20 protein-coding genes and 2 pseudogenes are annotated in these 24,673 nt (G+C 71.1%); 8 read left to right on the top strand and 14 right to left on the bottom strand.

Annotated features, from left to right (window positions below; translation table 11 throughout):
- The 4 genes and pseudogenes from B0E53_RS14265 to B0E53_RS14250 form a co-directional block, all read right to left on the bottom strand.
- Positions 1 to 677 (bottom strand): annotated as a pseudogene (locus B0E53_RS14265) (hypothetical protein); the annotation flags it as partial.
- Positions 678 to 752: 75 nt separating this feature from the next.
- Positions 753 to 1,061, bottom strand: coding sequence for a cupin (locus tag B0E53_RS14260; protein ID WP_107076505.1), 309 nt, complete (start codon positions 1,059 to 1,061; stop codon positions 753 to 755).
- Entirely contained in the window at positions 1,058 to 2,008 is a 951-nt protein-coding gene (locus tag B0E53_RS14255; RefSeq protein ID WP_107076504.1) for an LLM class F420-dependent oxidoreductase, read from the bottom strand. The genes B0E53_RS14260 and B0E53_RS14255 overlap by 4 nt, the downstream gene beginning before the upstream one ends.
- 2 nt (positions 2,009 to 2,010) lie before the next feature.
- Complete coding sequence (locus tag B0E53_RS14250) at positions 2,011 to 2,796, bottom strand: ABC transporter ATP-binding protein (protein WP_107076503.1); 786 nt, start codon at positions 2,794 to 2,796, stop codon at positions 2,011 to 2,013.
- Between the two features lie 287 nt (positions 2,797 to 3,083).
- Here B0E53_RS14250 and B0E53_RS14245 point away from each other — a divergent pair, with 287 nt between their 5' ends.
- Together B0E53_RS14245 and B0E53_RS14240 are read left to right on the top strand one after the other, a co-directional pair.
- Positions 3,084 to 4,115: an ABC transporter substrate-binding protein gene (locus tag B0E53_RS14245; RefSeq protein WP_107076502.1), complete on the top strand. Its 1,032-nt coding sequence runs from the start codon at positions 3,084 to 3,086 to the stop codon at positions 4,113 to 4,115.
- A 178-nt stretch (positions 4,116 to 4,293) separates the two neighbouring features.
- On the top strand, positions 4,294 to 5,064 hold the full coding sequence (locus B0E53_RS14240) for an ABC transporter permease (RefSeq protein ID WP_246835396.1): 771 nt from the start codon (positions 4,294 to 4,296) through the stop codon (positions 5,062 to 5,064).
- Between the two features lie 49 nt (positions 5,065 to 5,113).
- Here B0E53_RS14240 and B0E53_RS14235 read toward each other — a convergent pair whose 3' ends face one another.
- Positions 5,114 to 6,295, bottom strand: coding sequence for an ABC transporter substrate-binding protein (locus B0E53_RS14235; protein WP_107076500.1), 1,182 nt, complete (start codon positions 6,293 to 6,295; stop codon positions 5,114 to 5,116).
- A gap of 447 nt (positions 6,296 to 6,742) precedes the next feature.
- On the opposite strand from B0E53_RS14235, the pseudogene B0E53_RS14230 reads away from it, so the two are divergent.
- Positions 6,743 to 8,776: pseudogene (locus tag B0E53_RS14230) on the top strand (sensor histidine kinase); the annotation flags it as partial.
- A gap of 424 nt (positions 8,777 to 9,200) precedes the next feature.
- Here B0E53_RS14230 and B0E53_RS14225 read toward each other — a convergent pair.
- Positions 9,201 to 9,605, bottom strand: coding sequence for a cobalamin B12-binding domain-containing protein (locus B0E53_RS14225; protein ID WP_107076499.1), 405 nt, complete (start codon positions 9,603 to 9,605; stop codon positions 9,201 to 9,203).
- Between the two features lie 386 nt (positions 9,606 to 9,991).
- Here B0E53_RS14225 and B0E53_RS14220 point away from each other — a divergent pair, with 386 nt between their 5' ends.
- Both B0E53_RS14220 and B0E53_RS14215 read left to right on the top strand, forming a co-directional pair.
- On the top strand, positions 9,992 to 10,705 hold the full coding sequence (locus B0E53_RS14220) for a M23 family metallopeptidase (protein ID WP_107076498.1): 714 nt from the start codon (positions 9,992 to 9,994) through the stop codon (positions 10,703 to 10,705).
- Positions 10,706 to 10,967: 262 nt separating this feature from the next.
- A complete protein-coding gene (locus B0E53_RS14215) occupies positions 10,968 to 11,741 on the top strand; it encodes a M23 family metallopeptidase (protein WP_246835395.1) in 774 nt (257 codons plus the stop codon).
- A gap of 60 nt (positions 11,742 to 11,801) precedes the next feature.
- On the opposite strand, the gene pcrA is transcribed toward B0E53_RS14215, so the two are convergent.
- On the bottom strand, positions 11,802 to 14,198 hold the full coding sequence (pcrA, locus tag B0E53_RS14210) for a DNA helicase PcrA (RefSeq protein ID WP_107076496.1): 2,397 nt from the start codon (positions 14,196 to 14,198) through the stop codon (positions 11,802 to 11,804).
- A gap of 290 nt (positions 14,199 to 14,488) precedes the next feature.
- On the opposite strand from pcrA, the gene B0E53_RS14205 reads away from it, so the two are divergent.
- Positions 14,489 to 14,842, top strand: a complete 354-nt coding sequence (locus tag B0E53_RS14205) for a chorismate mutase (RefSeq protein ID WP_107076495.1) — start codon at positions 14,489 to 14,491, stop codon at positions 14,840 to 14,842.
- A 96-nt stretch (positions 14,843 to 14,938) separates the two neighbouring features.
- Here the strand turns inward: B0E53_RS14205 and B0E53_RS14200 are convergent, their stop codons facing one another.
- The 5 genes from B0E53_RS14200 to B0E53_RS14180 form a co-directional block, all read right to left on the bottom strand.
- On the bottom strand, positions 14,939 to 15,955 hold the full coding sequence (locus B0E53_RS14200) for a dipeptide ABC transporter ATP-binding protein (RefSeq protein ID WP_107076494.1): 1,017 nt from the start codon (positions 15,953 to 15,955) through the stop codon (positions 14,939 to 14,941).
- Complete coding sequence (locus B0E53_RS14195; RefSeq protein ID WP_107076493.1) at positions 15,948 to 16,976, bottom strand: ABC transporter ATP-binding protein; 1,029 nt, start codon at positions 16,974 to 16,976, stop codon at positions 15,948 to 15,950. Before B0E53_RS14195 ends, B0E53_RS14200 begins: the two co-directional genes overlap by 8 nt.
- Positions 16,977 to 17,001: 25 nt before the next feature.
- Complete coding sequence (locus B0E53_RS14190; protein WP_107076492.1) at positions 17,002 to 17,988, bottom strand: ABC transporter permease; 987 nt, start codon at positions 17,986 to 17,988, stop codon at positions 17,002 to 17,004.
- Positions 17,981 to 18,907: an ABC transporter permease gene (locus B0E53_RS14185; RefSeq protein WP_107076491.1), complete on the bottom strand. Its 927-nt coding sequence runs from the start codon at positions 18,905 to 18,907 to the stop codon at positions 17,981 to 17,983. The genes B0E53_RS14190 and B0E53_RS14185 overlap by 8 nt, the downstream gene beginning before the upstream one ends.
- Before the next feature lie 150 nt (positions 18,908 to 19,057).
- A complete protein-coding gene (locus B0E53_RS14180) occupies positions 19,058 to 20,701 on the bottom strand; it encodes an ABC transporter substrate-binding protein (RefSeq protein ID WP_107076490.1) in 1,644 nt (547 codons plus the stop codon).
- Positions 20,702 to 21,132: 431 nt separating this feature from the next.
- On the opposite strand from B0E53_RS14180, the gene B0E53_RS14175 reads away from it, so the two are divergent.
- Positions 21,133 to 21,867: a PIG-L deacetylase family protein gene (locus tag B0E53_RS14175; RefSeq protein WP_348639660.1), complete on the top strand. Its 735-nt coding sequence runs from the start codon at positions 21,133 to 21,135 to the stop codon at positions 21,865 to 21,867.
- A gap of 18 nt (positions 21,868 to 21,885) precedes the next feature.
- Here the strand turns inward: B0E53_RS14175 and B0E53_RS14170 are convergent, their stop codons facing one another.
- The gene (locus tag B0E53_RS14170) at positions 21,886 to 22,566 is read right to left on the bottom strand and encodes a response regulator transcription factor (protein WP_107076507.1); all 681 of its coding nucleotides are present in this window, start codon (positions 22,564 to 22,566) and stop codon (positions 21,886 to 21,888) included.
- Positions 22,567 to 22,568: 2 nt separating this feature from the next.
- Complete coding sequence (locus B0E53_RS14165) at positions 22,569 to 23,849, bottom strand: ATP-binding protein (protein WP_107076506.1); 1,281 nt, start codon at positions 23,847 to 23,849, stop codon at positions 22,569 to 22,571.
- A gap of 150 nt (positions 23,850 to 23,999) precedes the next feature.
- On the opposite strand from B0E53_RS14165, the gene B0E53_RS14160 reads away from it, so the two are divergent.
- On the top strand, positions 24,000 to 24,673 hold a 674-nt coding region (locus B0E53_RS14160), incomplete at its 3' end, for a PspC domain-containing protein (protein ID WP_146167667.1).

Genomic DNA, 24,673 nt, shown 5'->3' with positions numbered 1-24,673 from the left:
ACCAGCGGCAGGTGCCCGGCCCGGCGGGCCAGCGCGCCGACCGCCGCGCCGGCGAGCAGGGCCAGCGTGGGCAGCAGCAGCATGGCCAGGCGCTGGGCCGCGGCCGGGTCGAGCCAGGTCGGTTCGAGGACGCCGAGGCGTACGGTGGGCAGCGCGCCGGTGGACGCGACCGACGGCGCGACGGAGACCAGGGCGAGCAGCCAGACGGCTGCGGCGGTGAGCGCGATGCTCCAGCCGAACGGCGGATTGAGCAGCACGGCGATCGCCGCGCCCGCCCCGACCACCGCGCCGAGGATCGCGCAGATGCCGACCGCCCACACCGGGTCGACGGTGCCGCCCAGCTCGGCGGCGCGGGCCGGCTGCATGCAGAGCGGGGCGACCACGGTCGCGCCCAGCGCGCTGACGCCGGCGATGGAGAGCAGCTCGGTGGTGCCGGCCGGGGAGGTGTCCCGGCGGGCGAGGCGTTCGGTGAGGACGGCTCCGGCGACCGTGGCGACCGCGGCGAACCAGCCGACCCAGGCGAGCTGGGCGGGCCACCGGTTGACCGAGCCGTCGACGAACGCGCCGTCGAGGCGTACGACGCCGAAGCCGTACGCGATGCCGAGCTGGCCGGCCCCGGCCAGCACGCTCACCCCGAGCGCCGTGAGCAGCAGCCTGCCCCACGTCCGAAAGGCCATGTCGGGCACGTTACGGCCCGGTGCACCCGATCGCCACCTTGCCACCCGTGGCGCGGCGAGTCGGGGCCGGCGTGGCTACTTCAGCTCGACCAGCCGGGCCAGGTACGTGGTGTCGCCGACGTTGGTCAGCATGTGCACGGCCCCCGGGTCGCGGTAGACCACCCCGCCGGTCGGCTCGTCCGCGTCGATCGTCGTGCCGTCGATCGTCTGCACCACGTTCTTCGCGCCCTCGACCGCCACCACGAGGTACGGGTGGTCGTGCCGGTGCAGCGGCTGCCGCTCGCCCGGCTCCAGCCGGATGTGCCAGACGCGCACCCGGTCGTTCTCGAAGACGATCTCCTGGCCCACCGGGCCGAGTTCGAGGTCGGCGGAGAGGTCGGTCATCGTGGTCCGTCCAGTTGGGGGAGCACCTCGGCGGCGATGAGCTCCACGTGGTCGAGGTCGTCGAAGTCGATCAGGCGCAGGTGCACCCGGGTGGCCCCGATCGCGGCGAACTCGCCGAGCCGGTCGACGAGCTGGGCGGGGGAGCCGACCACCGGGTCCTCCGGCGGGAGCGCGCTCTTGACGTGCAGCGGCGCGGCCCGGCGCTGTGCCTCCGCGTCCATACGCCCGATCGCCACCACGATCCCGGCGGAGAGCACCAGCGGCGCCCGTCCCGACCCGGTGCGCCCGGTCCGGTCGCACGCCTCGCGGACCCGCTCGTACGCGGCGGCCGTCTCGGCGACGGTCTTGAACGGCATGTTGAACTCGTCGGCGTACCGGGCGGCCAGTTCGGGGGTGCGCTTCGGGCCCCGGCCGCCGACGATCACCGGTGGGCCGGGCTGCTGCACCGGCTTGGGCAGCGCGGGCGCGTCGACCAGCCGGTAGTGGTCGCCGGTGAAGCTGTACGTCTCGCCGGGCGGGGTGCGCCACAGCCCGGTGACGATCTCCAGCTGCTCGGCCAGCCGGTCGAACCGCTCGGTGACCGCCGGGAACGGGATGCCGTAGGCGGTGTGCTCGCGCTCGTACCAGCCGGCGCCGATGCCCAGCTCGACCCGGCCGCCGCTCATCTGGTCGACCTGGGCGACCATCACGGCCAGCGGCCCGGGCAGCCGGAAGGTGGCCGAGGTGACCAGCGTGCCGAGCCGGATCCGGGAGGTCTCCCGGGCCAGCGCGGCGAGCGTCAGCCAGGCGTCGGTGGGGCCGGGCAGGCCGGGCTCGTCGCCCATCGCCCGGTAGTGGTCGGCCCGGAAGAAGCCCTCGAAGCCGGTCTCCTCGACCAGCCGGGCGAACCGGAGCTGGTCGTCGTAGCTGGCCCCGCGGTGCGGCTCGGTGAAGACGGACACCCGCATGGTCAGAGTCCTCCCGCGACGACGCCACCGGTGGTGTCGCGCTCCATCAGCAGTTCGTGCAGTTCGGCGCTGATCCGGGCGACCTCGGCCAGGTGCGCGTGGCGGCCCAGGGTGCGGGGCCGGGGCACAACGACCTCGACCACCTCGCGGATCCGGCCGGGGCGCGGGCTGAGCACGACGACCCGGTCGGCCAGCAGCACCGCCTCGTCGATCGAGTGGGTGACGAAGACGATGGTCGCCTTCGTCTCCATGTGCACCCGTTGGAGCTCGCCGGAGAGCTCCTCCCGGGTGAGCGCGTCGAGCGCGGAGAACGGTTCGTCCATGAGCATCACCCGGGGCTCGCCGATCAGCGACCGGCAGAGCGAGACCCGCTGCTGCATGCCACCGGAGAGCTCGTGCGGGAGGCGCTTCTCGAAGCCGCCCAGCCCGGCCATCTCCAGCAGCCCGCGGGCCCGGTCGCGGTGCTTGGCCCGGCTCCAGCCGAAGATCTCCACCGGCAGCAGGACGTTGTCCAGCACCGTGCGCCAGGGCAGCAGCGCGGGCCGCTGGAACAGCATGGCGATGTCCCGGCGGGGCTTCGTGATCGGCGTGCCGGCCACGGTGATCTCGCCCCCGGTGACGGGGAGCAGGCCGGCGATCATGCGGAGCAGGGTGGACTTGCCGCACCCGGAGCGGCCGAGGACGGCGACGAACTCGCCCTCCGCGACGTCGAGGTCGATGCCGCGCAGCGCCTCGACCCGGCCCGAGCGGCCGTCGAAGGTGCGGGACACCCCGGACAGTCGGATCATCTCCCGCCGGCTCCCTTCCAACGTCGCGAACGCGAGTCGGGCTAGCGTAGCGGGAGCCGATCTCCATAGCACCGTCCGGGGTGGACGTCAGTCTCCTTTCCGTCAGGCAACTTCGTTTCCGTTCCGCAACCCGGACGCCCACCTGGCTTCATCGGCCTTCTCGTACGCTGTTGCGCGCGAAGAGTCCCCTCACGACGGTCCCATCGGCGGTCCCCTCCTGCCGACACCGTCGGACCCACGACCCGACCAGGCGAACATGTCCTGGTCGGAAAGGACATGGTGCACTGATGAGAAGGCTGACCCGTACGGTCGCCGCCGCGGCGCTGGCCACCGCCCTCGCCCTGGTCGGCGGTTGCAGCAGCGACTCGGACAAGTCGGAGGACGGCAAGAGCGGCAACGGTGCGGCGCTGGAGAAGGTGACCTACCTCACCTCGTTCGGCAACTTCGGCCGTGACTCCTACGCCTGGGTGGCGAAGGAGAAGGGCTTCTTCAAGGACGCCGGCTTCGACGTGGACATCAAGCCCGGGCAGGGCACCGGCTCGGTCATCCAGACCATCACCGGTGGCCAGGCCGACTTCGGCCCGATCGACCTGACCGGCGGCATCCTTCAGGTCGGCAACGGCCAGGCCAAGGACTTCGTCGCGGTGGCGGCGATCCAGCAGCGCACCATGGCCGCCATCGTCTCGGTCGAGGGCAAGAACATCGCCACCCCGAAGGACCTTGAGGGCAAGAAGCTCGCCGACACCCCCACCTCCGTCGTGCGCAACCTCTTCCCGACGTACGCCCGGCTGGCCGGCATCGACGGCAGCAAGGTGACCTGGGTCAACGGTGAGGCGCAGGGCCTGATCGGCATGCTCGGCTCCGGCGCGGTCGACGGCATCGGCCAGTTCGTGGTCGGCCAGCCGACCGTCGAGGCGGTGGCCAAGAAGAAGCCGGTCGTGCTGCCGTACAGCAATGTGATGCAGGACCTCTACGGCAACGTGCTGATCACCTCCAGCAAGATCGCCAAGGAGAAGCCCGAGATGGTCAAGCGCTTCACCACGGCCCTGCTCAAGGGTCTGGAGTACGCGCTGGCCCACCCGGACGAGGCGGGCGAGATCCTGAAGAAGAACGTGCCGGCCGCCAACCCGGCCGCGTCCGCCGCGGAGCTGCAGCTGATGGCCGCGTACGTCCGCTCCAGCAACTCGGGCACCGCGATCGGCACGCTGGACAGCGGCCGGGTCGCCAAGAGCATCGCGCTGCTCCAGGGCGCGGGCGCGCTCAAGCAGGACCTCACCCCCGACCAGATCATCGACTTCAACCTCGCGCCGAAGGCCTGACCGGTCGGCTCGGGCAACGGGGGTGCGGCCCGCCGGGACACCCGGTGGGGCGCACCCCCTTCGCGTGCCGGTCGTCGACCGGCCGAGAGAGGAGGACACGTTGACGCAGTTGACCGGGACCCGGGCCGGGGCACCGGCGCCGGAGGAGCCGGCGGAGCCCGTCGCCGCACCGCGCCGGCTGCTCGTACGCCCCGCGGCGGTGGGGCTGCCGGCGCTCGGGCTGGTCGTCGCGGTGGCCGTCTGGTGGCTGGTCACCTCGGGGCTGCACCTGGTCCACCCGGCCGCGCTGCCGCCGCCGCAGGCGGTGTGGCGTTCGCTGGTCGGCACCACCGACGTGCTGCTTCCGGCGCTGGGCATCACCACCTGGATGACCCTGCTCGGCTTCCTGCTCTCGTCGCTCGCCGGGGTGCTGATCGGGATGGCGCTGGCCGCCTCCAGCCGGGTGGAGCGGATGTTCGCCCCGCTGCTGGTGGCGGTCAACGCGGTGCCGAAGATCGCCTTCGGTCCGCTGCTGGTGGTCGCGGTGGGCTGGGGGCAGAAGCCCATCCTGACCATGGTGTTCCTGCTCTGCTTCTTTCCGATCGTGCTCTCCACGGCGACCGGGCTGACCACCACTCCCGCGGACCTGGCCGAGCTGGGCCGCTCGCTGAACGCGTCCTGGTGGCAGGCGTTCCGGAAGGTGCGCTTCCCGGGCGCGCTGCCGCAGATCTTCGTCGGGCTGAAGGTGGCCATGCCGCTGGCCGCGATCGGCGCGGTGATCGGGGAGTTCTATTCGGACCGGCCCGGGCTGGGCTACCAGATCCTCCAGTACAACGGGGTCGGCGACACCGCGACTGCGTGGGCGGCGATCGTGCTGGTGGCGGTGATGAGCATCCTGCTCTACTCGGCCCTCAGCCTGGTCGAGCGCCTTGCCCTGCCCTGGGTCCGCGCCACCACCTCGGCCCGCTGACCGGCTGCTCCCGGCAGGAAGCATCCCCTCCTGCCGGGAGCCGGCCCGACTAGCCCGCCAGACGCCAACGACCACCCCGGGCCACGAGCGTCGTCAACGCCTGCGGCATCAGGCCGGAATGGTTGTCCGGGGTCATCCGGATCGGCCCGGAGAGGCCGTCGAGCTGCGCGGTCTCCAGGACGTCGCGCAGGGCCTCCCGGTCCACCTTGCCCGGCTCGCCGCCGGCCCGCAGTTCGGCGTCGGCGATGAGCTGGACGGCGTCCGCGGCGAACGAGGAGAAGCCGTTGTAGCCGCCGAACCGGGCGGTGTACTCCTGGAACCACTGCCGCCGGGCGGCCTTGGCCGGGGTGGTGGCGATGACGTCGTCGATCACCATGGTCTGGGTGAAGATCAGCGTGGCCCGCTCGGTGGATCGGGCCGAGGCGCCCAGGAAGAGGTCGCCGGCCGCCGAGGCGTCGAAGAAGAGCGCGCCGGTGTAGCGGCTCTGCCGGGCGGTGGTGGCCGCCAGCGACGCCTGCTCCGGCGGGGTCCAGACGATCAGCGCCTCGGGCTTCTTGGCCACCAGACTGTCGATCTGGGTGCTGACCTCCGTGTCGGTGGTCCGTACCGACTCGGCGCGGGTCAGCTTGATGCCGGCCTTGGTGAACTCGCTGTTCAACGCCGCCAGCCCTTCCTGGCCGTACTTGTCGGCGCTGTGCAGCACGGCGACCTTGCGGATGTTGCGGTGGGTCAGTTCGGTGGTGAGGGCGGCGGCGCTGTCGGCCGCATTCGGTGCCAGCTTGAAGACATAGCGGCGCTCGGCGACCGGTTCCGTGACCTCGCCGGAGGAGGCGAGCGCGACGGTGGGAATATGCTTCTCACCGATCGTGCGGACGGCGCCGACCGCACATTCGTTGCAGCCGCCCATGATGATGGCGCTGACCCGCGAGTCGCTGCTGAAATCGTTGATGTTCCGCAACGATTCGGCGGCGTCGGAGCGGTTGTCCTTCACCTTGAGTTCGATCTTCCGGCCACCCAGGGCGCCGGAGGAGTTCAACTGCGCGACCTTCAGATCCAGGGCCCGTTGGTAAACCTTGCCGATCGGCGCGGAGGCGCCGGACAGTTCGAGGTCCGCGGCGATCACGATCGGGCTGGTGTCCTGCGGCTCCCCGCCGATCTCGCAGCCGGTGAGGGTGGTGGCCAGCACGGCCGATGCGAGCACCGCGATGCTCGCGGAGCGGATGGGGCTCAACTCAGTCCTCCAGGTGCGGCGTGGGCCAGCGCCCGATCACCGCCGCTCGTCCGTCCTCAGTGGAGGAACGGGATTGGTGTGCCGTACGGTGTGCGCGAAGCCTGCAAAACCTTGCCAATGCCGGGCCCTGTGGTCAAGCGCGGATGTCGGGAGCTGTTTCGGGACGCTCGTCCCACATGTTGGGGACGCGCAACGTTAACCGACAATTACTGCGCAGATACGACTGGCCACTCTGGAGTTACATGCCCTGTTCAGAGGGCTGGAGAAAAGAAGGTATTAGGTGATCGGATCACGGGTTGCGTCGGCCCCGACCGTTTCCTGTCTCACTGCCGCTTCCCAAACACGATCTCGTCTGATGAAATCGCGGCCGTGCCGCGCATGGCACTGGCCGCTGCATCAGGCACGGGTCGGCGGGTCAAGCGTGGAAGAAACGACGGAGGCGATGTCGTGAGCACCGGACCTACGACCCTGCCCGAGAGCCCCGACGCCGATCAGCGGAACCGGCGCCGGCGACTGCCTCGGCTGCGTGACGCGCGGATCCGCTCCAAGCTCGCCCTCATCCTCGTCGTTCCGGTGGCGGCGGTCATCGCGCTGGCAACTATCCGACTCGTCTCGGTCGGCGAGGGCGCCTACGAGGCAAACCGGATCCGGTCGCTGACCGCGCTGTCGATCGACGTCTCGGCGCTCACCCAGGACCTGCACAAGGAGCGGATGGCCGCGGCCGCCTTCCTGGTCGCGCCGAACCAGAAGCCGGACGACTACAACCTGCGGGTACGCCGCACCGATGAGCGGATTGCGGCGTACCGGGACGAGCGCGGGAAGCTCGGCGACGTGCCGACCTCCGTGCGTGACCGGCTCAAGGTGATCGACGACCACCTGAACACGCTGAACGGCACCCGCCAGGAGGTGCTGGACCGGCAGCAGATGCCGGTCTCCGAGGCGAGCCTGCGCTACGGCATCGTCCTCGACGACCTCGTCGCGTACGGCGACACGCTGGCCCAGCAGCCCGGCGCGGAGGGCCTCGCCGACGCCCGTCGCGCGGTGGCCGCCTTCGCCCACGCCAAGGCCGAGGTCGCCGAGGAGGAGGCGGTCGCCTACACCGCGCTCTCCACCGGCCGGATCGACGAGGAACAGTTCTCCTCGTTCGTGGCCACCCTGACCGGCCAGCAGGAGGCCCTGCTCTCCTTCTCCCGGGCCGCCGAGCCGGACCAGCGGGCCCTGGTGGACCGCACCGTCTCCGGTGACGCCGTGCAGCTCGGCGACCGGGTCGCCACCGACGTCTCCCGCTCGGTCGGGCGGGCCCCGCTGGTCACCCGCGACGAGGCCGCTGCGGCCATCGCCGCGGTCGGCGACCTGATGCGGTGGGCCGAGATCCAGCTCCAGAACGAGCTGCTCGCCGACGCGGACGCGGTGCGCACCGACGTCATCCGGCAGGCCTTCATGGAGAGCCTGCTGGTGCTGCTCACCCTGGCCATCGCCGTGACGCTGGCCGTGGTGCTGGCCCGCTCGCTCAACGACTCGCTGCGCCGGCTGCGCGAGGGCGCGCTGGCGGTGGCGAACCACGACCTGCCCGACGCGGTGAGCCGGCTGCAGAACGTCAACGCCATCGGCGACGGCGGCGTGGACGAGATCGTCCAGCAGGTCCGGGACCCGATCAAGCTGACCAACCGCGACGAGGTCGGCCAGGTGGCCGCGGCCTTCAACGTGGTCCACCGGGAGGCCGTCCGGGTGGCGGCCGAGCAGGCCGCGCTGCGGACCAGCGTCTCGGCGATGTTCCTCAACCTGGCCCGCCGCTCGCAGAGCCTGGTCGACCGGATGATCGGCGAGCTGGACGCGATCGAGCGCGGCGAGGAGGACCCGAAGCGGCTGGCCCAGCTCTTCGAGCTGGACCACCTGGCCACCCGGATGCGCCGCAACGACGAGAACCTGCTGGTGCTGGCCGGGGCCGACTCGGCCGTGCCGCGGCGCGACGACGCGCTCCTGGTCGACGTGCTGCGCGCCGCCCAGTCCGAGGTGGAGCTCTACAACCGGATCGAGTTCGGCACCGTCGACACCGACATCTCGGTCGCCGCGCACGCGGTCAACGACGTGGTGCGCCTGGTCGCCGAGCTGCTCGACAACGCCACCCGGTTCTCGCCGCCGAACACCATCGTGGTGGCCGACGGCCGCCGGATCCGCGACTACGTGCTGATCCAGGTCGAGGACCGCGGTCTCGGCCTCAGTGACGACCAGCTCGACTCGCTCAACCGCCGGCTGGCCGCCCCGCCCACGGTCGACGTGGCCGCGTTCCGGCTGATGGGTCTGGCCGTGGTGAGCCGGCTCGCCTCCCGCTACGGGATCCGGGTCGAGCTGCGCCGCAACGTGGAGGGCGGCACGGTCGCCCAGGTCACCCTGCCGAACGCCACCGTGGTGCTGCCGGCGAACCGGGGCCAGGCCCCGCTGACCCGCCCGCGCCAGCCGCTCGCCGTCGAGCAGTCCCCGCTCAGCCAGGTCGGCGCCGCCGACGCGCTGGCGGGCGCGGTCCGGGCCGGCACACGATACGACCCGGGCCCACACCGCGAGGTCCCTGGAAACCGGCCCGTCCGAGGTGTCCGGAACGCGGGCCGTCAGCCGTCCGGGGGATGTTGCGGAACAGGCGTAACCCCCTGTTGGGGGCGTCGTTGAGTCTGATGTCGGAGCGCTGGTCAAGCGCGACGACGGGAGCGGCCGATGCCCTGTCGGTCGAGGGGTGGCGGCGGGGCATCGTGCATAGAGGGGCCGGGCGTGTGAGGGGTGCGTCCGGCCCCTCCCCCTGCCCGCACACCGGCGACCCGCTCTGTCGCCGACCTGGCGGTTCCCCGTCAGACCGCGACACCGTCAGTTCGCCCGCGCCGCCCGGAAAGGGCCGCCGGCGCCGCCGGGAAGGTCAGGCGACCGGCTGGGCGACGTTCTCCCGGACCCACTCCACGATCGACTGGGTGGTGGCGCCCGGGGTGAAGATCTTGGCGACGCCGAGCCGCTGGAGCTCCGGGATGTCGGCGTCCGGAATGATGCCGCCGCCGAAGACCACGATGTCGGCCGCGTCGCGCTCGGCGAGCAGTTCGAGAACCCGCTTGAAGAGCGTCATGTGCGCCCCGGAGAGCACCGAGAGGCCCACCGCGTCGGCGTCCTCCTGGATCGCGGTCTCCACGATCTGCTCCGGGGTCTGGTGCAGGCCGGTGTAGATGACCTCCATGCCCGCGTCACGCAGGGCACGGGCGACGACCTTCGCGCCCCGGTCGTGGCCGTCCAGGCCGGGCTTCGCGACGACGACCCGGATACGAGAGTTCATCAGCGCACACCTTTCACCGGCTCCGGCACTCCTGACCTGAACGAACGGTAACCCGCCGTACCCGGGGCCGGAAACCCGGGCTGCGCCTTACCGCCCGAGCCCGCTCACGGGAAGCCGGACACCTCAGCCGATCGGTCACTGTCCGCGACGAACGGGCAGTTGCCGGGCCAGCCGACCGGGGGCACGAGCTATGACAAGAGCGGATGGAAACGGACAGAACGAAACGCCAATTCGGCGCTTCGGCTTGTGACAGGAGTGGCGGTTGGCTAACGTGTCCACGGTTGTCATCAGGTCCACGGACGGGTGACGACGCGACACCGGAGGTTCGACCGAGCTTCACCGAACGGTCCGGAGTCGCATCGGATCCCCGACAACGGAGGGTGTGCGTGCGCCAGCGCCTGTCGTCTGAGCCCGATAGATATCGCGGTCGCCGCCGCGTACCCACCCCCCCGCGGAGCCGCTACGCCGCGGTCGTGACCACCGCCTTCGTGGGCGCCGGCATCGTCGCCCTCGGCGCGAACGCCCTCCCCGACGCCAAGAGCGTCAGCCCGTCGGTCCTCGACGAGCTCAAGCAGGCCTCGGTCACCAGCCAGGACGCCGCGGCCCGGGCCGACAGCGCGGACCGCGCCACCCGTGACGACCGCGCCGGCGGCAAGACCGCCACCGAGCAGGACACCTGGCTGCTCCCCCTGCACGGCTACGACTTCCAGTCGCCCTACGGCATGCGCTGGGGCAAGCTGCACACCGGCATCGACCTGGTCGCCCCGGAGGGCACGCCCTACCGGGCGATCCACGATGGCCAGGTCACCAAGGCCGGCTGGTTCGGCGGCTACGGCTACGCGGTGATCGTCAAGCACGCGGACGGCAGCGAGGCCATCTACGGCCACTCCTCGGCGGTGACCGTCAAGGAGGGCCAGCAGGTGAAGGCGGGCGACCAGCTCGGCCTGGTCGGCAACACCGGCCACTCCTACGGTTCGCACCTGCACCTGGAGATCCATGTCAACGGCCAGCCGCTCGACCCGGTGCCGTGGCTCAAGGAGCGTGGAGTGGACATCCAGCTCGAAGTCGAGGCAATCTACAGCGAGGTAGCCGCGTCCTGACGCTGCGTATCGCCCCTTGACCGCCCGGATCAGTCGATCCGGGCGGTTTTGTCTGCGGCAAAGTCTCCTGGGTCACAGCGACGATTGTGGCCGGCACCACAGCCGAGCATGATCCTTTTCGGCAGTAAACCGGCCAGGCCGGCGGAAACCTGGACAGGCCGCGTCACCGGCCCCGCCGGTCCTCCGGAACCCCCTACCCGACGCCATGCCGGCCGACACCAGTATTTCGAGGTCACGTGCCCCTCGACTGATGAAGGTTTCCGTGCAGGAAGACAGCTCCATCCAGAACGAGAACACCCCGGACAACGCTCCCGCCCGGCACCGGCGCCAGCGCCCGGTCCGGCGTACCGCATATTTCGTCGTCGGCGCGGTGGCCCTGCTCGGCCTCGGCGTCGGCGGTGTCTCCGTCGCCACCGCCGACCACGGCACCCCGACCCCCGCCGCGGTCGACTTCGACGCCCAGGCGCGCGCTGAGGCCGCCGCCCGCGCCGACCGCTCGACCCGCGAGTCGACCGCCCCGGTCACCCCCTCGGCCACCCCGGCCAGCCCGTCGCCGAGCCCGAGCGCGGCCGGCCCGAAGCCGACGAAGACCGCCTCGGCCAAGCCCAAGCCGAAGAAGACCACCAAGCCGAAGCCGGCCTGGGTCATCCCGATGACGGGCGCCGAGATCACCTCCTGCTTCGGGCAGCGGTGGGGCACCCTGCACGCCGGCATCGACTTCGCCATGCCGGCGGGCACGCCGATCCACGCCGCCGCGGCGGGCACCGTGGTCAAGGCCGGCGACGCCGGCGACGGCTACGGCAACTCGGTCTTCGTCGACCACGGCAACGGCTACCTGACCCACTACGCCCACCAGAGCCGGCTGATCGTCAGCGTCGGCGACAGGGTGAAGGCCGGGCAGGTCATCGGCTACGAGGGCTCGACCGGCGACTCCACCGGCCCGCACCTGCACTTCGAGGTGCACAAGGGCGCCATGTGGAACCAGATCGACCCGGCGCCGTTCCTGCGTGCCCGGGGCATCGACGTGGCCTGCTGACGGTCACGGCACGAGGGAGGGGACCGGTCCGGCACGTCGCCGGGCCGGGCCCCACTCGGCTCAGAGCTTGTCGATCGGGGCGTGCCGGAGGACCAACCACATGGTCTGGTCGCCGAAGTCGATCTGCGCGCGGGCACCCGGACCCTGCCCCTCCACCGCCAGCACCCGGCCGAGGCCGTAGCGCTGGTGGTTGACCCGGTCGCCCACCGAGACCTTGGGCGCCTGCTTCAGCTCGCTCGCGGTGGCCAGCCGGCTGGCGTCCACCCCGAGCCGCTTGGCGAGCTGGGTCGCCTTGGGCGTGCCCCCGGTGAAGTTACCGCGCCCGCCGGGCACCCGGTCCGCCCGGCCGCCGACGCCGCCGCCTCCACCGGCCCACGAGGTGTACGACCCCTCGGTGCGCTCCCAGCGGACCAGCTCGGTCGGCAGCTCCTCCAGGAAGCGCGACGGCGGGTTGTAGGCCGGCGCGCCCCAGGCCGAGCGGGTGACCGCCCGGGACAGGTAGAGGCGCTGCCGGGCCCGGGTGATGCCCACGTACGCCAGCCGCCGCTCCTCCTCCAGCTCGCGGGTGTCGCCCAACGAGCGCAGGTGCGGGAAGACGCCGTCCTCCAGGCCGCTGAGGAACACCACCGGGAACTCCAGCCCCTTGGCGGTGTGCAGGGTCATCAGGGTGACCACGCCCTGGTGGTCCGGGTCGTCCGCGGGGATCTGGTCGGCGTCGGCGACCAGCGCCACCTGCTCCAGGAAGCCGGCCAGGGTGGCCCGCTCGTCCTCCTCGCCCAGCGCCTCGATCCGCTCGGTGTACTCCCGGGCGACGCTGACCAGTTCCTGGAGGTTGTCCACCCGGCCGGCGTCCTGCGGGTCGAGGCTCTCCTCCAGCTCGGCCAGGTAGCCCGAGCGGGTCAGCAGGGCCTCCAGCACCTCCTCCGGGGTGCCGGTGGCGGCCAGCTCGCGCGCGTCGTCGAGCAGCGCGACGAACTCGGCGATGCCGTTGGCGGCCCGGGTGGAGATCCCCGGAGCGTCCTTGGCCCGGCGCAGCGCCGCGCCGAAGGAGATCCGGTCCCGGCCGGCCAGCGCCTCCACGCACGCCTCGGCCCGTTCCCCGATGCCCCGGCGCGGGGTGTTGAGGATCCGGCGCAGGCTGACCGTGTCGTCGTCGTTGACCACGGCGCGCAGGTAGGCCAGCGCGTCGCGGACCTCCTTGCGCTCGTAGAAGCGCACCCCGCCGACCACCTTGTAGGGCAGGCCGACCCGGATGAACACCTCCTCGAAGACCCGGGACATGGCGTTGGTGCGGTAGAAGACGGCCACGTCGCCCGGGCGGGTGTCGCCCGCGTCGACCAACCGGTCGATCTCCCGGGCCACCCAGTCCGCCTCGGCGTGCTCGGTGTCGGCCACGTAGCCGACGATCTGCTCGCCGGCCCCGGCGTCGCTCCACAGCCGCTTGGGCTTGCGGGAGGTGTTCCGGTCGATCACCGCGTTGGCGGCGTTGAGGATGGTCTGGGTGGAGCGGTAGTTCTGCTCGAGCAGGATCGTCCGGGCGTCGGTGAAGTCGCGCTCGAACTCCAGGATGTTGCGGATGGTGGCGCCGCGGAACGCGTAGATCGACTGGTCGGCGTCTCCGACGACGCAGAGCTCGGCCGGCGGGACGCCCTCGGTGCCGGAGACCAGCTCCTTGATCAGCACGTACTGGGCGTGGTTGGTGTCCTGGTACTCGTCGACCAGCACGTGCCGGAACCGGCGCCGGTAGCTCTCCGCCACGTGCGGGTGCGACTGGAGCAGGTGCACCGTCGTCATGATCAGGTCGTCGAAGTCGAGCGCGTGCGCCTCGCGCAGCCGCCGCTGGTAGAGCGTGTACGCCTCGGCCAGCGCCCGCTCGTTGGGGCCCTTGGCCCGGCCGGCGAACCCCTCCGGGTCGACCAGCTCGTTCTTCAGGTTGGAGACCTGGGCGGCCAGACCGCGCGCCGGGTAGCGCTTCGGGTCCAGGTCCAGCTCGCGGGCGACCATCTGCATGAGCCGGCGGGAGTCGTCCGCGTCGTAGATCGAGAAGGTGGACTTGAGGCCGGCGTGCTCGTGCTCGGCCCGCAGGATCCGGACGCAGGCCGAGTGGAAGGTCGACACCCACATCAACCGGGCACGCGGACCGACCAGGGCGGCCACCCGCTCCTTCATCTCGCCGGCGGCCTTGTTGGTGAAGGTGATCGCGATGATCTCGCCGGGGTGCACGTCCCGCGCGGCGAGCAGGTAGGCGATCCGGTTGGTCAGCACCCGGGTCTTGCCGGAGCCCGCGCCGGCAACGATGAGCAGCGGGGAGCCGGCGTGGGTGACCGCGTCCCGCTGGGGACCGTTCAGGCCGGCGAGGAGTGCCTGCGGGTCCGGCCGGGCCCCGGGCCGGTGCGGCGGGGTCGGCCGGGGCTCCGGCGCGGGCGGGGACGCGGGGATGTCGAAGAGAGGATGCATCGCACGGCGAGTCTATGCCGACGGCCGGACACTTCCCGCCCACGCGGCCCCGACGAGACGAAGGCGTCACGTCCCACCTGTTGGCGGGTTTCCTTGCGCGCCCGCCCCGCGGGTCGGCATACTCGACGGCGTGTTCGGTCAGCGCTTCTACTTTTACTACGGCACCGGGAGTCCGGCAGCCGTGGGTCGCGCCTGATCACAGACCTACGAAAAGCCCCGGGCTCCTGGAGCCCGGGGCTTTTCCGTCCCGGGATCCGGGTACCGGGCCCGAGACCCCGAGGGGTACGACGATGATGACTGACGTGGTGGAGTCCAGCGGCGGCCCGGCGCGGCACGACGGGCCCGCTGGCGGTGACCCGACCGGGGCCGCGGCGGCCCGGACCGGCACCGGCGACTCGGCGGCGGCCGAACGGATCAGCGGGATCCGGGAGCGGATCGACGAGATCGACCGCACGATCATCGCGCTCTGGCAGGAGCGGGCCGCGCTGTCCCAGGAGGTCGGCGCCACCCGGATGGCCTCCGGCGGCACCCGGCTGGTGCTCTCCCGCGAGCGGGAGATCCTGGAGCGGTTCCGCCAGGCGCTCGGCGCGGACGGCACCCAGCTCGCGCTCCTGCTGCTGCGCGCCGGCCGCGGACCACTGTGAGCCGTGCCGGCAGCGCGGGACCCGGACGCCGCCGAGCCCGGATACGACGGACCGCCTGCCGGCGTCGGGTGACGCCGGCAGGCGGTCCGGGGTGGATCAGGCCACCTCGTGGGTGGCGACGATCTCCCGCTTCTCCGCGAAGTGGCAGGCGCTCGGGTGGTCCGAGCCCGGCCGGATCTGGAGCAGCGGCACCTCCTGGGCGCAGACGTCCTGCGCCTTCCAGCACCGGGTACGGAACCGGCAGCCCGAGGGCGGGCTGACCGGCGAGGGGACGTCACCCTGGAGCCGGATGATCGCCTTGCTCTCCCGCACGGTCGGGTCCGGCACCGGCACCGCCGACAGCAGCGCCTGGGTGTACGGGTGGGTCGGCCGCTCGTAGATCTCGTCCTCGGTGCCGACCTCCACCATCTTGCCCAGGTACATCACGGCGACCCGGTCGGAGAGGTGACGCACGACCGACAGGTCGTGGGCGATGAAGACGTACGAGAGGCCGAACTCGGCCTGGAGCTTCTCCAGCAGGTTCATCACCTGCGCCTGGATCGACACGTCCAGGGCCGACACCGGCTCGTCGCAGACGATGACCTCGGGCCGCAGGGCCAGCGCCCGGGCGATGCCGATGCGCTGCCGCTGGCCGCCGGAGAACTGGTGCGGGTACCGGTTGATGTGCTCCGGGTTGAGGCCGACCAGGTCGAGCAGCTCCTTGACCTTGTCCCGGCGGGACCGCCTCGGGGCCACCTCGGGGTGGATCTCGAACGGCTCGCCGATCAGGTCACCGACCGTCATGCGCGGGTTCAGCGAGGTGTACGGGTCCTGCATCACCAGCTGGATCTGCCGGCGCAGGCGCCGCAGCGCGCCGCCGGAGAGCTTGGAGATGTCCTGGCCCTTGTAGAGCACCTGGCCGGCGGTCGGCTTCTCCAGGTTCATCAGCACCCGGGCCAGCGTCGACTTGCCACAGCCGGACTCGCCGACCACGCCGAGGGTCTCGCCGGCCTTCAGTTCGAAGGAGACGCCGTCGACCGCCTTGACGTGACCGATGGTCTTCTTGAACACCACACCCCGGGTCACGGGGTAGTGCTTGACCAGGTCACGGACCTCGATGATGTTCTCAGTCACGGTTCACGAGCTCCTCGGCGAAGTGGCAGGCGCTGGCCCGGCCGCGGCCCAACTGCAGCAGCGGGGGCACCTTCTCCCGGCACACCGGCTGCGCCATGGGGCAGCGCGGGTTGAAGGCGCAGCCCGGCGGGATGTTCATCAGGTTCGGCGGGAGGCCCTTGATGGTGCGGAGCTCCTGCCCCTTCTCGTCCATCCGCGGGATCGAGTTGAGCAGGCCGAGGGTGTACGGGTGCGCCGGCTTGGCGTACAGGTCGTACACGTCGGCTTCCTCGACGATCCGGCCGGCGTACATGACCGCGATCCGGTCCGCGACGTCGGCGACCACGCCGAGGTCGTGGGTGATCAGGATCATGCCCATCTGCCGTTCCCGCTGGAGCTCCCCGAGCAGGTCCATGATCTGGGCCTGCACGGTCACGTCCAGCGCGGTGGTCGGCTCGTCGGCGATCAGCACCTCGGGGTCGAGCGCCAGCGACATGGCGATCATGGCGCGCTGCCGCATTCCACCCGAGAACTGGTGCGGGTAGTTGCTGTACCGGCCCTTGGCGTTCGGGATCTTGACCTGGTCGAGCATCTCGATCGCGCGCTTCTTGGCGTCCGAGCGGCTCATGCCGCGCCGGATGCGGAACTGCTCGGCGATCTGGAAGCCGACGGTGAAAACCGGGTTGAGGGCGGAGAGCGAGTCCTGGAAGATCATCGCAATGCCTTCACCACGGATCCGGCGCCGCTGCTCGGGGGACATCTTGAGCATGTCCTTGCCGTGGAAGCGGACCTGGCCCCCGGTGACGAAGCCGGGCGGGGTGTCGAGGATGCCCATGATGGTCTGCGCGGTGACGCTCTTGCCGGAGCCGGACTCGCCGAGCACGGCGAGGGTCTCTCCCGCGTCGACGTGGTACGTCACCCCGTTGATGACCTTGGCGACACCGTCCCGGGTGCGGAACTCCACCCGCAGGCCGTCGACCTCGAGCAGGCGGCCCGAGGGGCGGCCGGATCCGTCGGCGCCCGGCGCGGACTGCTCGGACACGAGAATGTCGGACAACTCAGTTCCCCTATCGGAGCTTCGGGTCGAGGGCCTCGCGGACCGCCTCGCCGAGCATCACGAAGCTCAACACGGCGATGACGAGGAACGCGGAGGGGAAGAACAGCAGGAACGGCGAGACCCGGATGTAGTTCTGCGCCTCGCTGATCATGATGCCCCAGGAGACCACCGGGCTCTTCAGGCCGATGCCCAGGAAGGACAGCGTGGCCTCCGCGCCGATGAACGAGCCGACCATGATCGTGCCGTACACCAGCAGCGGCGCCAGGCAGTTCGGCAGCAGGTGCTTGAGGATGATCCGGCCGGTGCCGGCGCCCAGCGCACGGGCCGCCACGATGTAGTCGGCCTCCTTGGTGGCGAGCACCGAGGAACGCATGAGCCGCATCACGACCGGCCAGCTCAGCACGGTCAGGGACATGATGACCAGCCCCATGATCGTCCACTCACCGTTGTCGGTGCCCGAGCCGTTGAACGTGGTCAGGATGACGATCGAGCCGAGCACGAACGGCAGGCCGAAGAAGATGTCCGCGATCCGGGACAGGACCGCGTCCACCCAGCCACCGCGGTAGCCGGCGATGATGCCCATCGCGCCACCGAACAGCAGGGTGCCGATGGTCGACAGCAGTGCCACCACGATCGAGGCGCGGGCGCCGTAGATCACCCGGGCGTACACGTCGCGGCCCTGCACGTCGTAGCCGAACCAGGCGTCGGCCGACGGCTCGGCCCGGCTGCGGGACAGCGCGCCGTTGACGGCGTCGCCGGAGGTGAACAGCGACGGGAACGCCGCCATCACCACGAAGAGCACGATGAACGAAGCGGAGATCCAGAACAGCGGCTTGCGGCGCAGGTCGCGCCAGGCGTCGCCGAGCAGGCCACGCGGCTTCTGCGACTTCTGCGCGCCCTCCGGGAGGCCGGCGTTGACGGGCGCACCGGAACCCGCCTCGGTCGGCATGGTCGCGGGCGGCGTCGAGACGATCGACGCGGTACTCGGGTCACTCATAGCGGATCCTCGGGTCCAGGGCGGCGTAGAGCAGGTCCACCAGCAGGTTCATCACGAGATAGACGACCACCAGCACCACCACGATGCCGACAACGGTAGCGCTTTCCTTGGTGACGATCGCCCGGAGCACCTGGCGGCCGATGCCGTTGATGCCGAAGATGCCCTCGGTGATGATCGCGCCGCCCATCAGGGCGCCGAGGTCGGTGCCGAGCAGGGTGACGACCGGGATGAGCGAGTTGCGCAGCAGGTGCACGCCGACGACCCGGCGCATGGGGAGGCCCTTGGCGATGGCGGTGCGGACGTAGTCGGCCCGCCGGTTCTCGGCGATGCTGGTCCGCGCCACCCGGGCGATGTACGCCATCGAGGCGCTACCGAGCACGAAGCCCGGGACGATCAGCTCGCTGAACCGCATCTCGTTGGAAACGGTGGGGGTGATGATGCCCCACTTGACGCCGAGGAGCCACTGGAGCACGAAGCCGATGACGAAGACCGGCAGCGCGATCAGGAACAGGGTGGAGATCAGGACCAGGTTGTCCAGGAAGCCGTTGCGCCGGAGACCGGTCAGGACGCCCGCGCCGAGGCCGATGATGGCCTCGATGGCGAGCGCGACCACCGCCAGCTTCAGGGTGTTCGGGTACGACGTGGCGATGATGTCGCTGATCTCGCGACCGCCGAACGTGATACCGAAGTCACCCTGGAGAAGGTTCTTCATGTAACTGGCGTACTGCACCCAGATCGAATCGTCGAGATGGTACTTCTCGGTCATCATGGCCCGGTAGTTCGGCGGGCAACCGCGGTCGCCGCACTTGCCGGCGAAGGGGTCGCCGGGCACCGACCAGACGAGCCAGTAGATCAGGAACGTCGTGCCGATGAAGACCGGTACGAGTTGCAGCAGCCGCCTCAAGAGATAACGGCCCATGGGGTGGTCCTCCAGACAGGGGGGCGCGTCGGACTGCCGACACGGGTGGTGACGACAACGTACGAGGGGTTTGTTGTACACCCCCTCGCGGAACGGCCCCGGGTCGGGCTCACCGGTAGGCGAGCCCGACCCGGGGTCAGACCGTTCGGATCAGAGCTCGACCGAGGTGATGTCGAGCTCACCAACGTTGGTCAGCTCAATCTTCTTGATCTTCTCCGAGTGGCCGGACTGCTGGCCACCGAAGTAGATCGGCATCGTCGGGACGTCCTGGTCGATCAGCTTGACGGCCTCGGCGAACTTCTTGTGGGCCTCCTCGAGGCTGGGGGCCGCGGAGGCCTCCTTGGCGAGGGCGTCCACCTGCGGGTTGCTGTACTTGCCGTCGTTCGAGGAACCGCCGGTCACGTAGAGCGGGTTGATCCAGTTCTCCACGTCCGGGTAGTCCTGCTGCCAACCGGCCCGGTAGGCACCGGTCATCTTGTAGTTGTTGATGTTCGCCCGGAAGACCGCGAAGGTCGGCACGCCGACGGCGACCGCGTCGATGCCCAGGTTGGTCTTGATCTGCTGGGCGACGGCCTCCATCCACTCCTTGTGGCTGGCGTCCGCGTTGTACGACAGGGTCAGCTTGCCCTGGAAGCCACCGGCCTCCTGGAGCAGCTGCTTGGCCTGGGTCGGGTCGAACTTGCAGGCGGTGCAGTTGCCCGGCTCGGCGCCCGGGGTCAGCGGGTTGGCCCAGCTGTCGGCCGGCTTGCGGTTACCGAAGAAGATCCGGTCGGTGATCTCCTGGCGGTTGATCGACAGCGAGATCGCCTTGCGCAGCTTCGCGTTCTGGAAGCGCTTGTCGTAGATCGGGAAGGCGATGATGCCGGTCGACGGGGTGGTCGACGCGATCGCCCGCTCGCCCAGGTCGCTCTTCCACTTGTCACCGGCCAGCGAGGAGACCGGGACCTGCTGCTGGAAGTCCAGGTTGCCGGCGAGCAGGTCGTTGTACGCCGCCGTGTCGTCCTGGTAGATCTTGACGGTGACGTCCTTGATCTTCATCTTGTCGCGCAGGCTGTAGTCGTCGAAGCGGGCGAGCTTGATCTCGACGTCGTCCTGCCAGGAGACGAGCTTGACCGGGCCGTTACCGATCGGCTTCTTGCCGAACTCCGCCGGGGTGGTGGAGAAGAAGGCGTCCGGCAGCGGCATGAAGGCGCTGTAGCCGAGCTTGGTCGGGAACACGGAGGTCGGCGCGGAGAGCGTGACCTCGAAGTTCCAGTCGTCGATGACCTTGAGGCCGGACAGCTCCTTGGCCTTCGGCTCCGGGGCCTTCTTCGGGCCGTCCGGGCCGTCCGGGTCCTCGGTGAAGGTGTCGCCGAAGCCCTGGATGTCCGCGAAGAACGAGGCGTTCTGCGCGCCGTTCGGGCCGTACGCCGCCCAGTTCCAGGCCTTGACGAAGCTCTCGGCCTTGACGGTGGTGCCGTCGTGGAACTTGGTGTTCTGCTTGATCTTGATCTTGAAGACCTTGGAGTCGCTCGTTTCGATCGACTCGGCCAGCAGGTTCCGCGGCGCCCCACCGTTGTTGGGGTACTCGACCAGGCCACTCCACACCCAGTCAATGATCTTGCCGCCACCGGTCTCGGTGGTGTTCGCCGGAACCAGGGGGTTCTCCGGCTGGGTGCCGTCGATGACGATCGCGCCGTCCTTGCTGGCGCTGGCGTTGCCACCGTCGTCGTTGCCGCTGGAGCAGCCGGACGCGACGAGCGCGAATGCCGCGCCCACCGCGAGCGCGCCGCTCGCCCGCTTCGAGACTCTCATTCCGAGGGGCCTCCTCTTTCTAACCTGGTTCCGTCGTGAGTTTCACGCACGTTTGGGGGGTGACACCACCGACGGCCCGAACCACAGGTCGCCGGCTTACCGCAGAGGAAATCGGGACACCCCAGGGGTACCGATCCGCCGGGCGCCACACCCTTTGACGAAGGCACCGCGCAGGCTCGACGGCCACGCGCCGGCGCGTGGAGGCGGCGTCACGTGGTCGGCGGGCCCGACGGGGTGCCTCACACCGGGGGGTGAGGTGCTGCCACTGTGACACTCACCAGCCCTTTGCGTGAAGGTGCCGTTATCAAGCCGTTAGTTGGTCGCCACGTTGCCGATACTTGAGAAAAGATCATGAAACACGTGGATCGGACGGCTCTGAACAGGTAAGACACGGCCACACGGGGCGAGACCACCCGCGTAGGCTCGGCGTCGTGAGCTTCCCCGCGTCCGCTCCGGTGCTGCCCGACGTCCGCCGGGCCCTCGCAGTTTTTGCCCATCCGGATGATGTCGACTTCGGCTGTGCGGGCACCATAGCCGGCTGGGTGGATGAGGGTATCGAGGTGGCCTACCTCATCGCCACCCGGGGGGACTCCGGCGGCTTCGACGACACACCGCGCGAGGAGATGCCGGCCCGGCGCGAGGCGGAACAGCGGGCCGCGGCCGCCGCGGTGGGCGTGCGCCGGGTCGACTTCCTCGACGGCCACACCGACGGCGTCATCACCCCCAGCCTGGCGCTGCGGCGGCAGATCAGCGCCGCGATCCGCCGGTTCCGGCCGGACCGGGTGCTGACCAGCTCGCCGCTGCGGCGCTGGGAGCACCTGGCCGGCCCGAGCCACCCCGACCACCTGGCCGTCGGCGAGGCCGCCACCTGCGCCGTCTACCCCGACTCGCGCAACCCCTTCGCCTTCCCCGAGCTGCTCGACGAAGGGCTGGAACCGTGGGTGGTCCGCGAGATCTGGTACGCGGGCGGGCCCGGCCCGGACCACGTCGTCGACGTGACCGACCAGGTCGACCGCAAGATCGCGGCGATGGAGGCGCACCGGTCGCAGACCGCCCACCTGGACGTGCCGACCTGGGTCCGGGACCGGCTCACCACGATGGCCGACAACGCCGGCCTCCCGCCCGGCCGGCTGGCCGAGGCGTTCACCGTGCTGCGCACCGAGTGACGCCCCGGGCCTGCGCGGTCAGACGAGCCGGCGGTCGGCGGCCCAGCGGGACAGCTCGTACCGGTTGGACATCTGGAGCTTGCGCAGCACGTTGGAGACGTGCGTCTCGACCGTCTTGATCGAGATGTACAGCTCCCGCGCGATCTCCTTGTACGCGTACCCCCGGGCGAGCAGCCGGAGGACCTCGCGCTCCCGGTTGGTGAGCTGGTCCAGCTCGGGGTCGGCCACCGGCGCGTCCGGCCGGGACGCGAATGCGTCCAGCACGAAGCCGGCCAGCCGCGGGCTGAACACCGCGTCCCCGTCGGCCACCCGCCGGATCGCGTCGGTCAGCTCGTCCGGCGAGATGGTCTTCGTGACGTAGCCCCGGGCGCCCGCCCGGATCAACCCGATCACGTCCTCGGCGGCGTCGGACACGCTCAGCGCCAGGAACCGCACCTGCGGGTGGGTACGCCGCATCGCCTCCAGCACCGCCCGGCCGCCACCGTCGGGCATGTGCACGTCGAGCAGCACCACGTCCGGCTGGGTCGCCGCGATCCGGCTGACCGCCTCCGCCACCGTGCTCGCCTCGCCCACCACCTCGACGTGCTCGCCCAGCTCGGCGCGGACGCCGGCCCGGAACATCGCGTGGTCGTCGACGAGGAACACCCGCAACCGCCCCTCCCGGGGCGCCGCGCCCTCGACCGGTTCCTGCTCGACCATGATCATCTGTCCCTTTCCGCAGTGGAGCCGGAGCCGCTGATCGGCAGGATCAGCCGGACCTCGGTCCCCTCCCCCGGCTCGGACCGGATCTCCGCCCGGCCACCGTGCCGCTTCATCCGTCCGATGATCGAACCTCGGACGCCGTGCCGGTGATCCTCCACGGTATCCGGGTCGAAGCCCTTGCCCCGGTCCCGCACGAAGGCGCTCACCTGCTCCGGCTCCACCTCGGCGTACAGCGAGACGGTCCGTACCTCGGCGTGCCGGGCCGCGTTCACCAGCGCCTCCCGGGCCGCGGCGACCAGCGCCCCGACCCGCTCGTCGGTCTCCCGATCACCGACCACCACCGTCTCCACGGTGATGGCGAAGGTGTCCTCCACCTCGGCGGCGGCCTGCTCCAGCGCGGCCGCGAAGCGCTCGGTCGGCGAGGCGGTCGGCTTGTAGAGCCAGTTCCGCAGCGACCGCTCCTGGCCCCGGGCCAGCCGCTGCACCGTCTTGACGTCGCTGGCGTTGCGCTGGATCAGGGCCAGGGTGTGCAGCACCTGGTCGTGCACCATGGCGGCCAGCTCGGCCCGCTCCTGCTCACGGATCCGGCCCTCGCGCTCCGAGCGGAGCTGGTTCCACGTGCGCCAGAGCACCGGGCCGGTCACCACGCCCACCCCGGCCAGCCCGACCAGGGCGAAGATGATGCCGTTGAGCACGGCGTCGAAGTTCTGTGCCGGCGAGTAGACCGCCGCCACGCCGATGATGCCGACCGCGACGAGCACCCCGCCGCCGATGAAGCGGAGCACGAACGAGCGCCGGTCGCTCTCCTCCACCACCGCGCCCAGCCAGGGCACCGCCATGGAGCCGCCCCACTGCCGGCGGCGCTCCGGCGCGGACTGGTGCCAGATCACCCCGGCGCCGACCGCGATGATGGCGACCAGCCAGCCGGCGGTGCCGGCCGCGCCGACCGAGTCGAAGGCGACGACCTGGAGCAGCAGCACGCCCAGCCCGATCGCCACGAAGGGCAGCAGCTGGGCGAGGTCGCGGCGGGGCGGGACGGCGGTGTCGCCGGGCCGCGGCGGGACCACCGCCCAGAAGGCGGCGTAGAGCAGCAGCCCGAGACCGCTCAGCCCGAGCAGCACCATGAAGGCCACCCGGACCCGGAGCACCGAGATGCCCAGGTGTTCGGCGAGGCCGGCGGCCACGCCCGCGGCCAGCCGGTGCTCGGTGGCCCGGTAGAGGCGCGGGGGGTGCGGAGTCACGGTGCTGCTGATCGGAGGCTCCCGGGTCGGGGACGGCATGCCGGCGGCGGCCGACGTCCCGATCGTCACACGCCCGGACCGCCCCGGACCACGGGGACGCCCCGGACATTCGCCGCCCCGGGATCTCAGGGTGGGGTCAGGGTCGGGTCCTGAGGTCGCTCGGGCGGCCGGGGCAGCAGGATCGGAGGCATGACCGAGGACGCTGCCCGTCCGCCCCGCCCCGGGGCGGCAGCACAGGACGGGCCACCGCCATCCCCGCCGGGGCCGGCGCCCACCGCCGCCGACGCCACGGCGCCCCCACCGGCCGGCTTCACCCCGCCGCCGGGCGCGCCGCCCACCGGCGACGCGCCGTTCGCCGACCCGCCACCCGCCGGGTACGCCCCGCCGCCCGGCGGCGCCGGGTTCACCTCCCGGTACGGGCTGGTCCGCCCCAGGGAGGGCCGCTACCTGGCCGGCGTCTGCGCGGCGATCGGCCGGGCCACCAACACCGACCCGGTGCTGTGGCGCGTCCTTCTGGCGGTGCTGGGTTTCTTCGGCGGCATCGGCATCCTGGTCTACGTCACCGCGTGGCTGATCATCCCCGGTGAGGGGGACACCGCCTCGCCCGTGGAGTCGATGCTCGGCCGGGGCCGGTCCAGCATGTCCCCGATCACCGTGATCGTGCTGAGCATCGTGGTCGCGGTCGGCTTCGGCTACGTCGTCACCAACGGGTTCCGGGCGATCCTGCTCGGCGCGGTGATCCTGATCGGCGGTGCGCTGCTGCTCAACCGCGACCAGCGCGGCCCGGCGGCCCGAATGGCGGCGCCCGGCGCGCCTCCCGGCCCGCCACCGGGTCCGGTGCCGCCGGTGGCCTGGCCGGCGCC

The sequence above is a fragment of the Micromonospora sp. MH33 genome (assembly GCF_003013775.1).
Classification (GTDB): Bacteria; Actinomycetota; Actinomycetes; order Mycobacteriales; family Micromonosporaceae; genus Micromonospora; species Micromonospora fulviviridis.
This window is presented reverse-complemented; position numbering and strand designations above follow the sequence as displayed.

Bases quoted from the DNA above. Each gene is read 5' to 3' on its own strand.
- B0E53_RS14260 (WP_107076505.1), bottom strand. From the start codon at position 1,061: ATGACCGACCTCTCCGCCGACCTCGAACTCGGCCCGGTGGGCCAGGAG.
- B0E53_RS14185 (WP_107076491.1), bottom strand. From the start codon at position 18,907: ATGGGCCGTTATCTCTTGAGGCGGCTGCTGCAACTCGTACCGGTCTTC.
- B0E53_RS14245 (WP_107076502.1), top strand. From the start codon at position 3,084: ATGAGAAGGCTGACCCGTACGGTCGCCGCCGCGGCGCTGGCCACCGCC.
- B0E53_RS14170 (WP_107076507.1), bottom strand. From the start codon at position 22,566: ATGGTCGAGCAGGAACCGGTCGAGGGCGCGGCGCCCCGGGAGGGGCGG.
- B0E53_RS14180 (WP_107076490.1), bottom strand. From the start codon at position 20,701: ATGAGAGTCTCGAAGCGGGCGAGCGGCGCGCTCGCGGTGGGCGCGGCA.
- B0E53_RS14165 (WP_107076506.1), bottom strand. From the start codon at position 23,849: ATGCCGTCCCCGACCCGGGAGCCTCCGATCAGCAGCACCGTGACTCCG.
- pcrA (WP_107076496.1), bottom strand. From the start codon at position 14,198: ATGCATCCTCTCTTCGACATCCCCGCGTCCCCGCCCGCGCCGGAGCCC.
- B0E53_RS14190 (WP_107076492.1), bottom strand. From the start codon at position 17,988: ATGAGTGACCCGAGTACCGCGTCGATCGTCTCGACGCCGCCCGCGACC.
- B0E53_RS14205 (WP_107076495.1), top strand. From the start codon at position 14,489: ATGATGACTGACGTGGTGGAGTCCAGCGGCGGCCCGGCGCGGCACGAC.
- B0E53_RS14225 (WP_107076499.1), bottom strand. From the start codon at position 9,605: ATGAACTCTCGTATCCGGGTCGTCGTCGCGAAGCCCGGCCTGGACGGC.
- B0E53_RS14255 (WP_107076504.1), bottom strand. From the start codon at position 2,008: ATGCGGGTGTCCGTCTTCACCGAGCCGCACCGCGGGGCCAGCTACGAC.
- B0E53_RS14250 (WP_107076503.1), bottom strand. From the start codon at position 2,796: ATGATCCGACTGTCCGGGGTGTCCCGCACCTTCGACGGCCGCTCGGGC.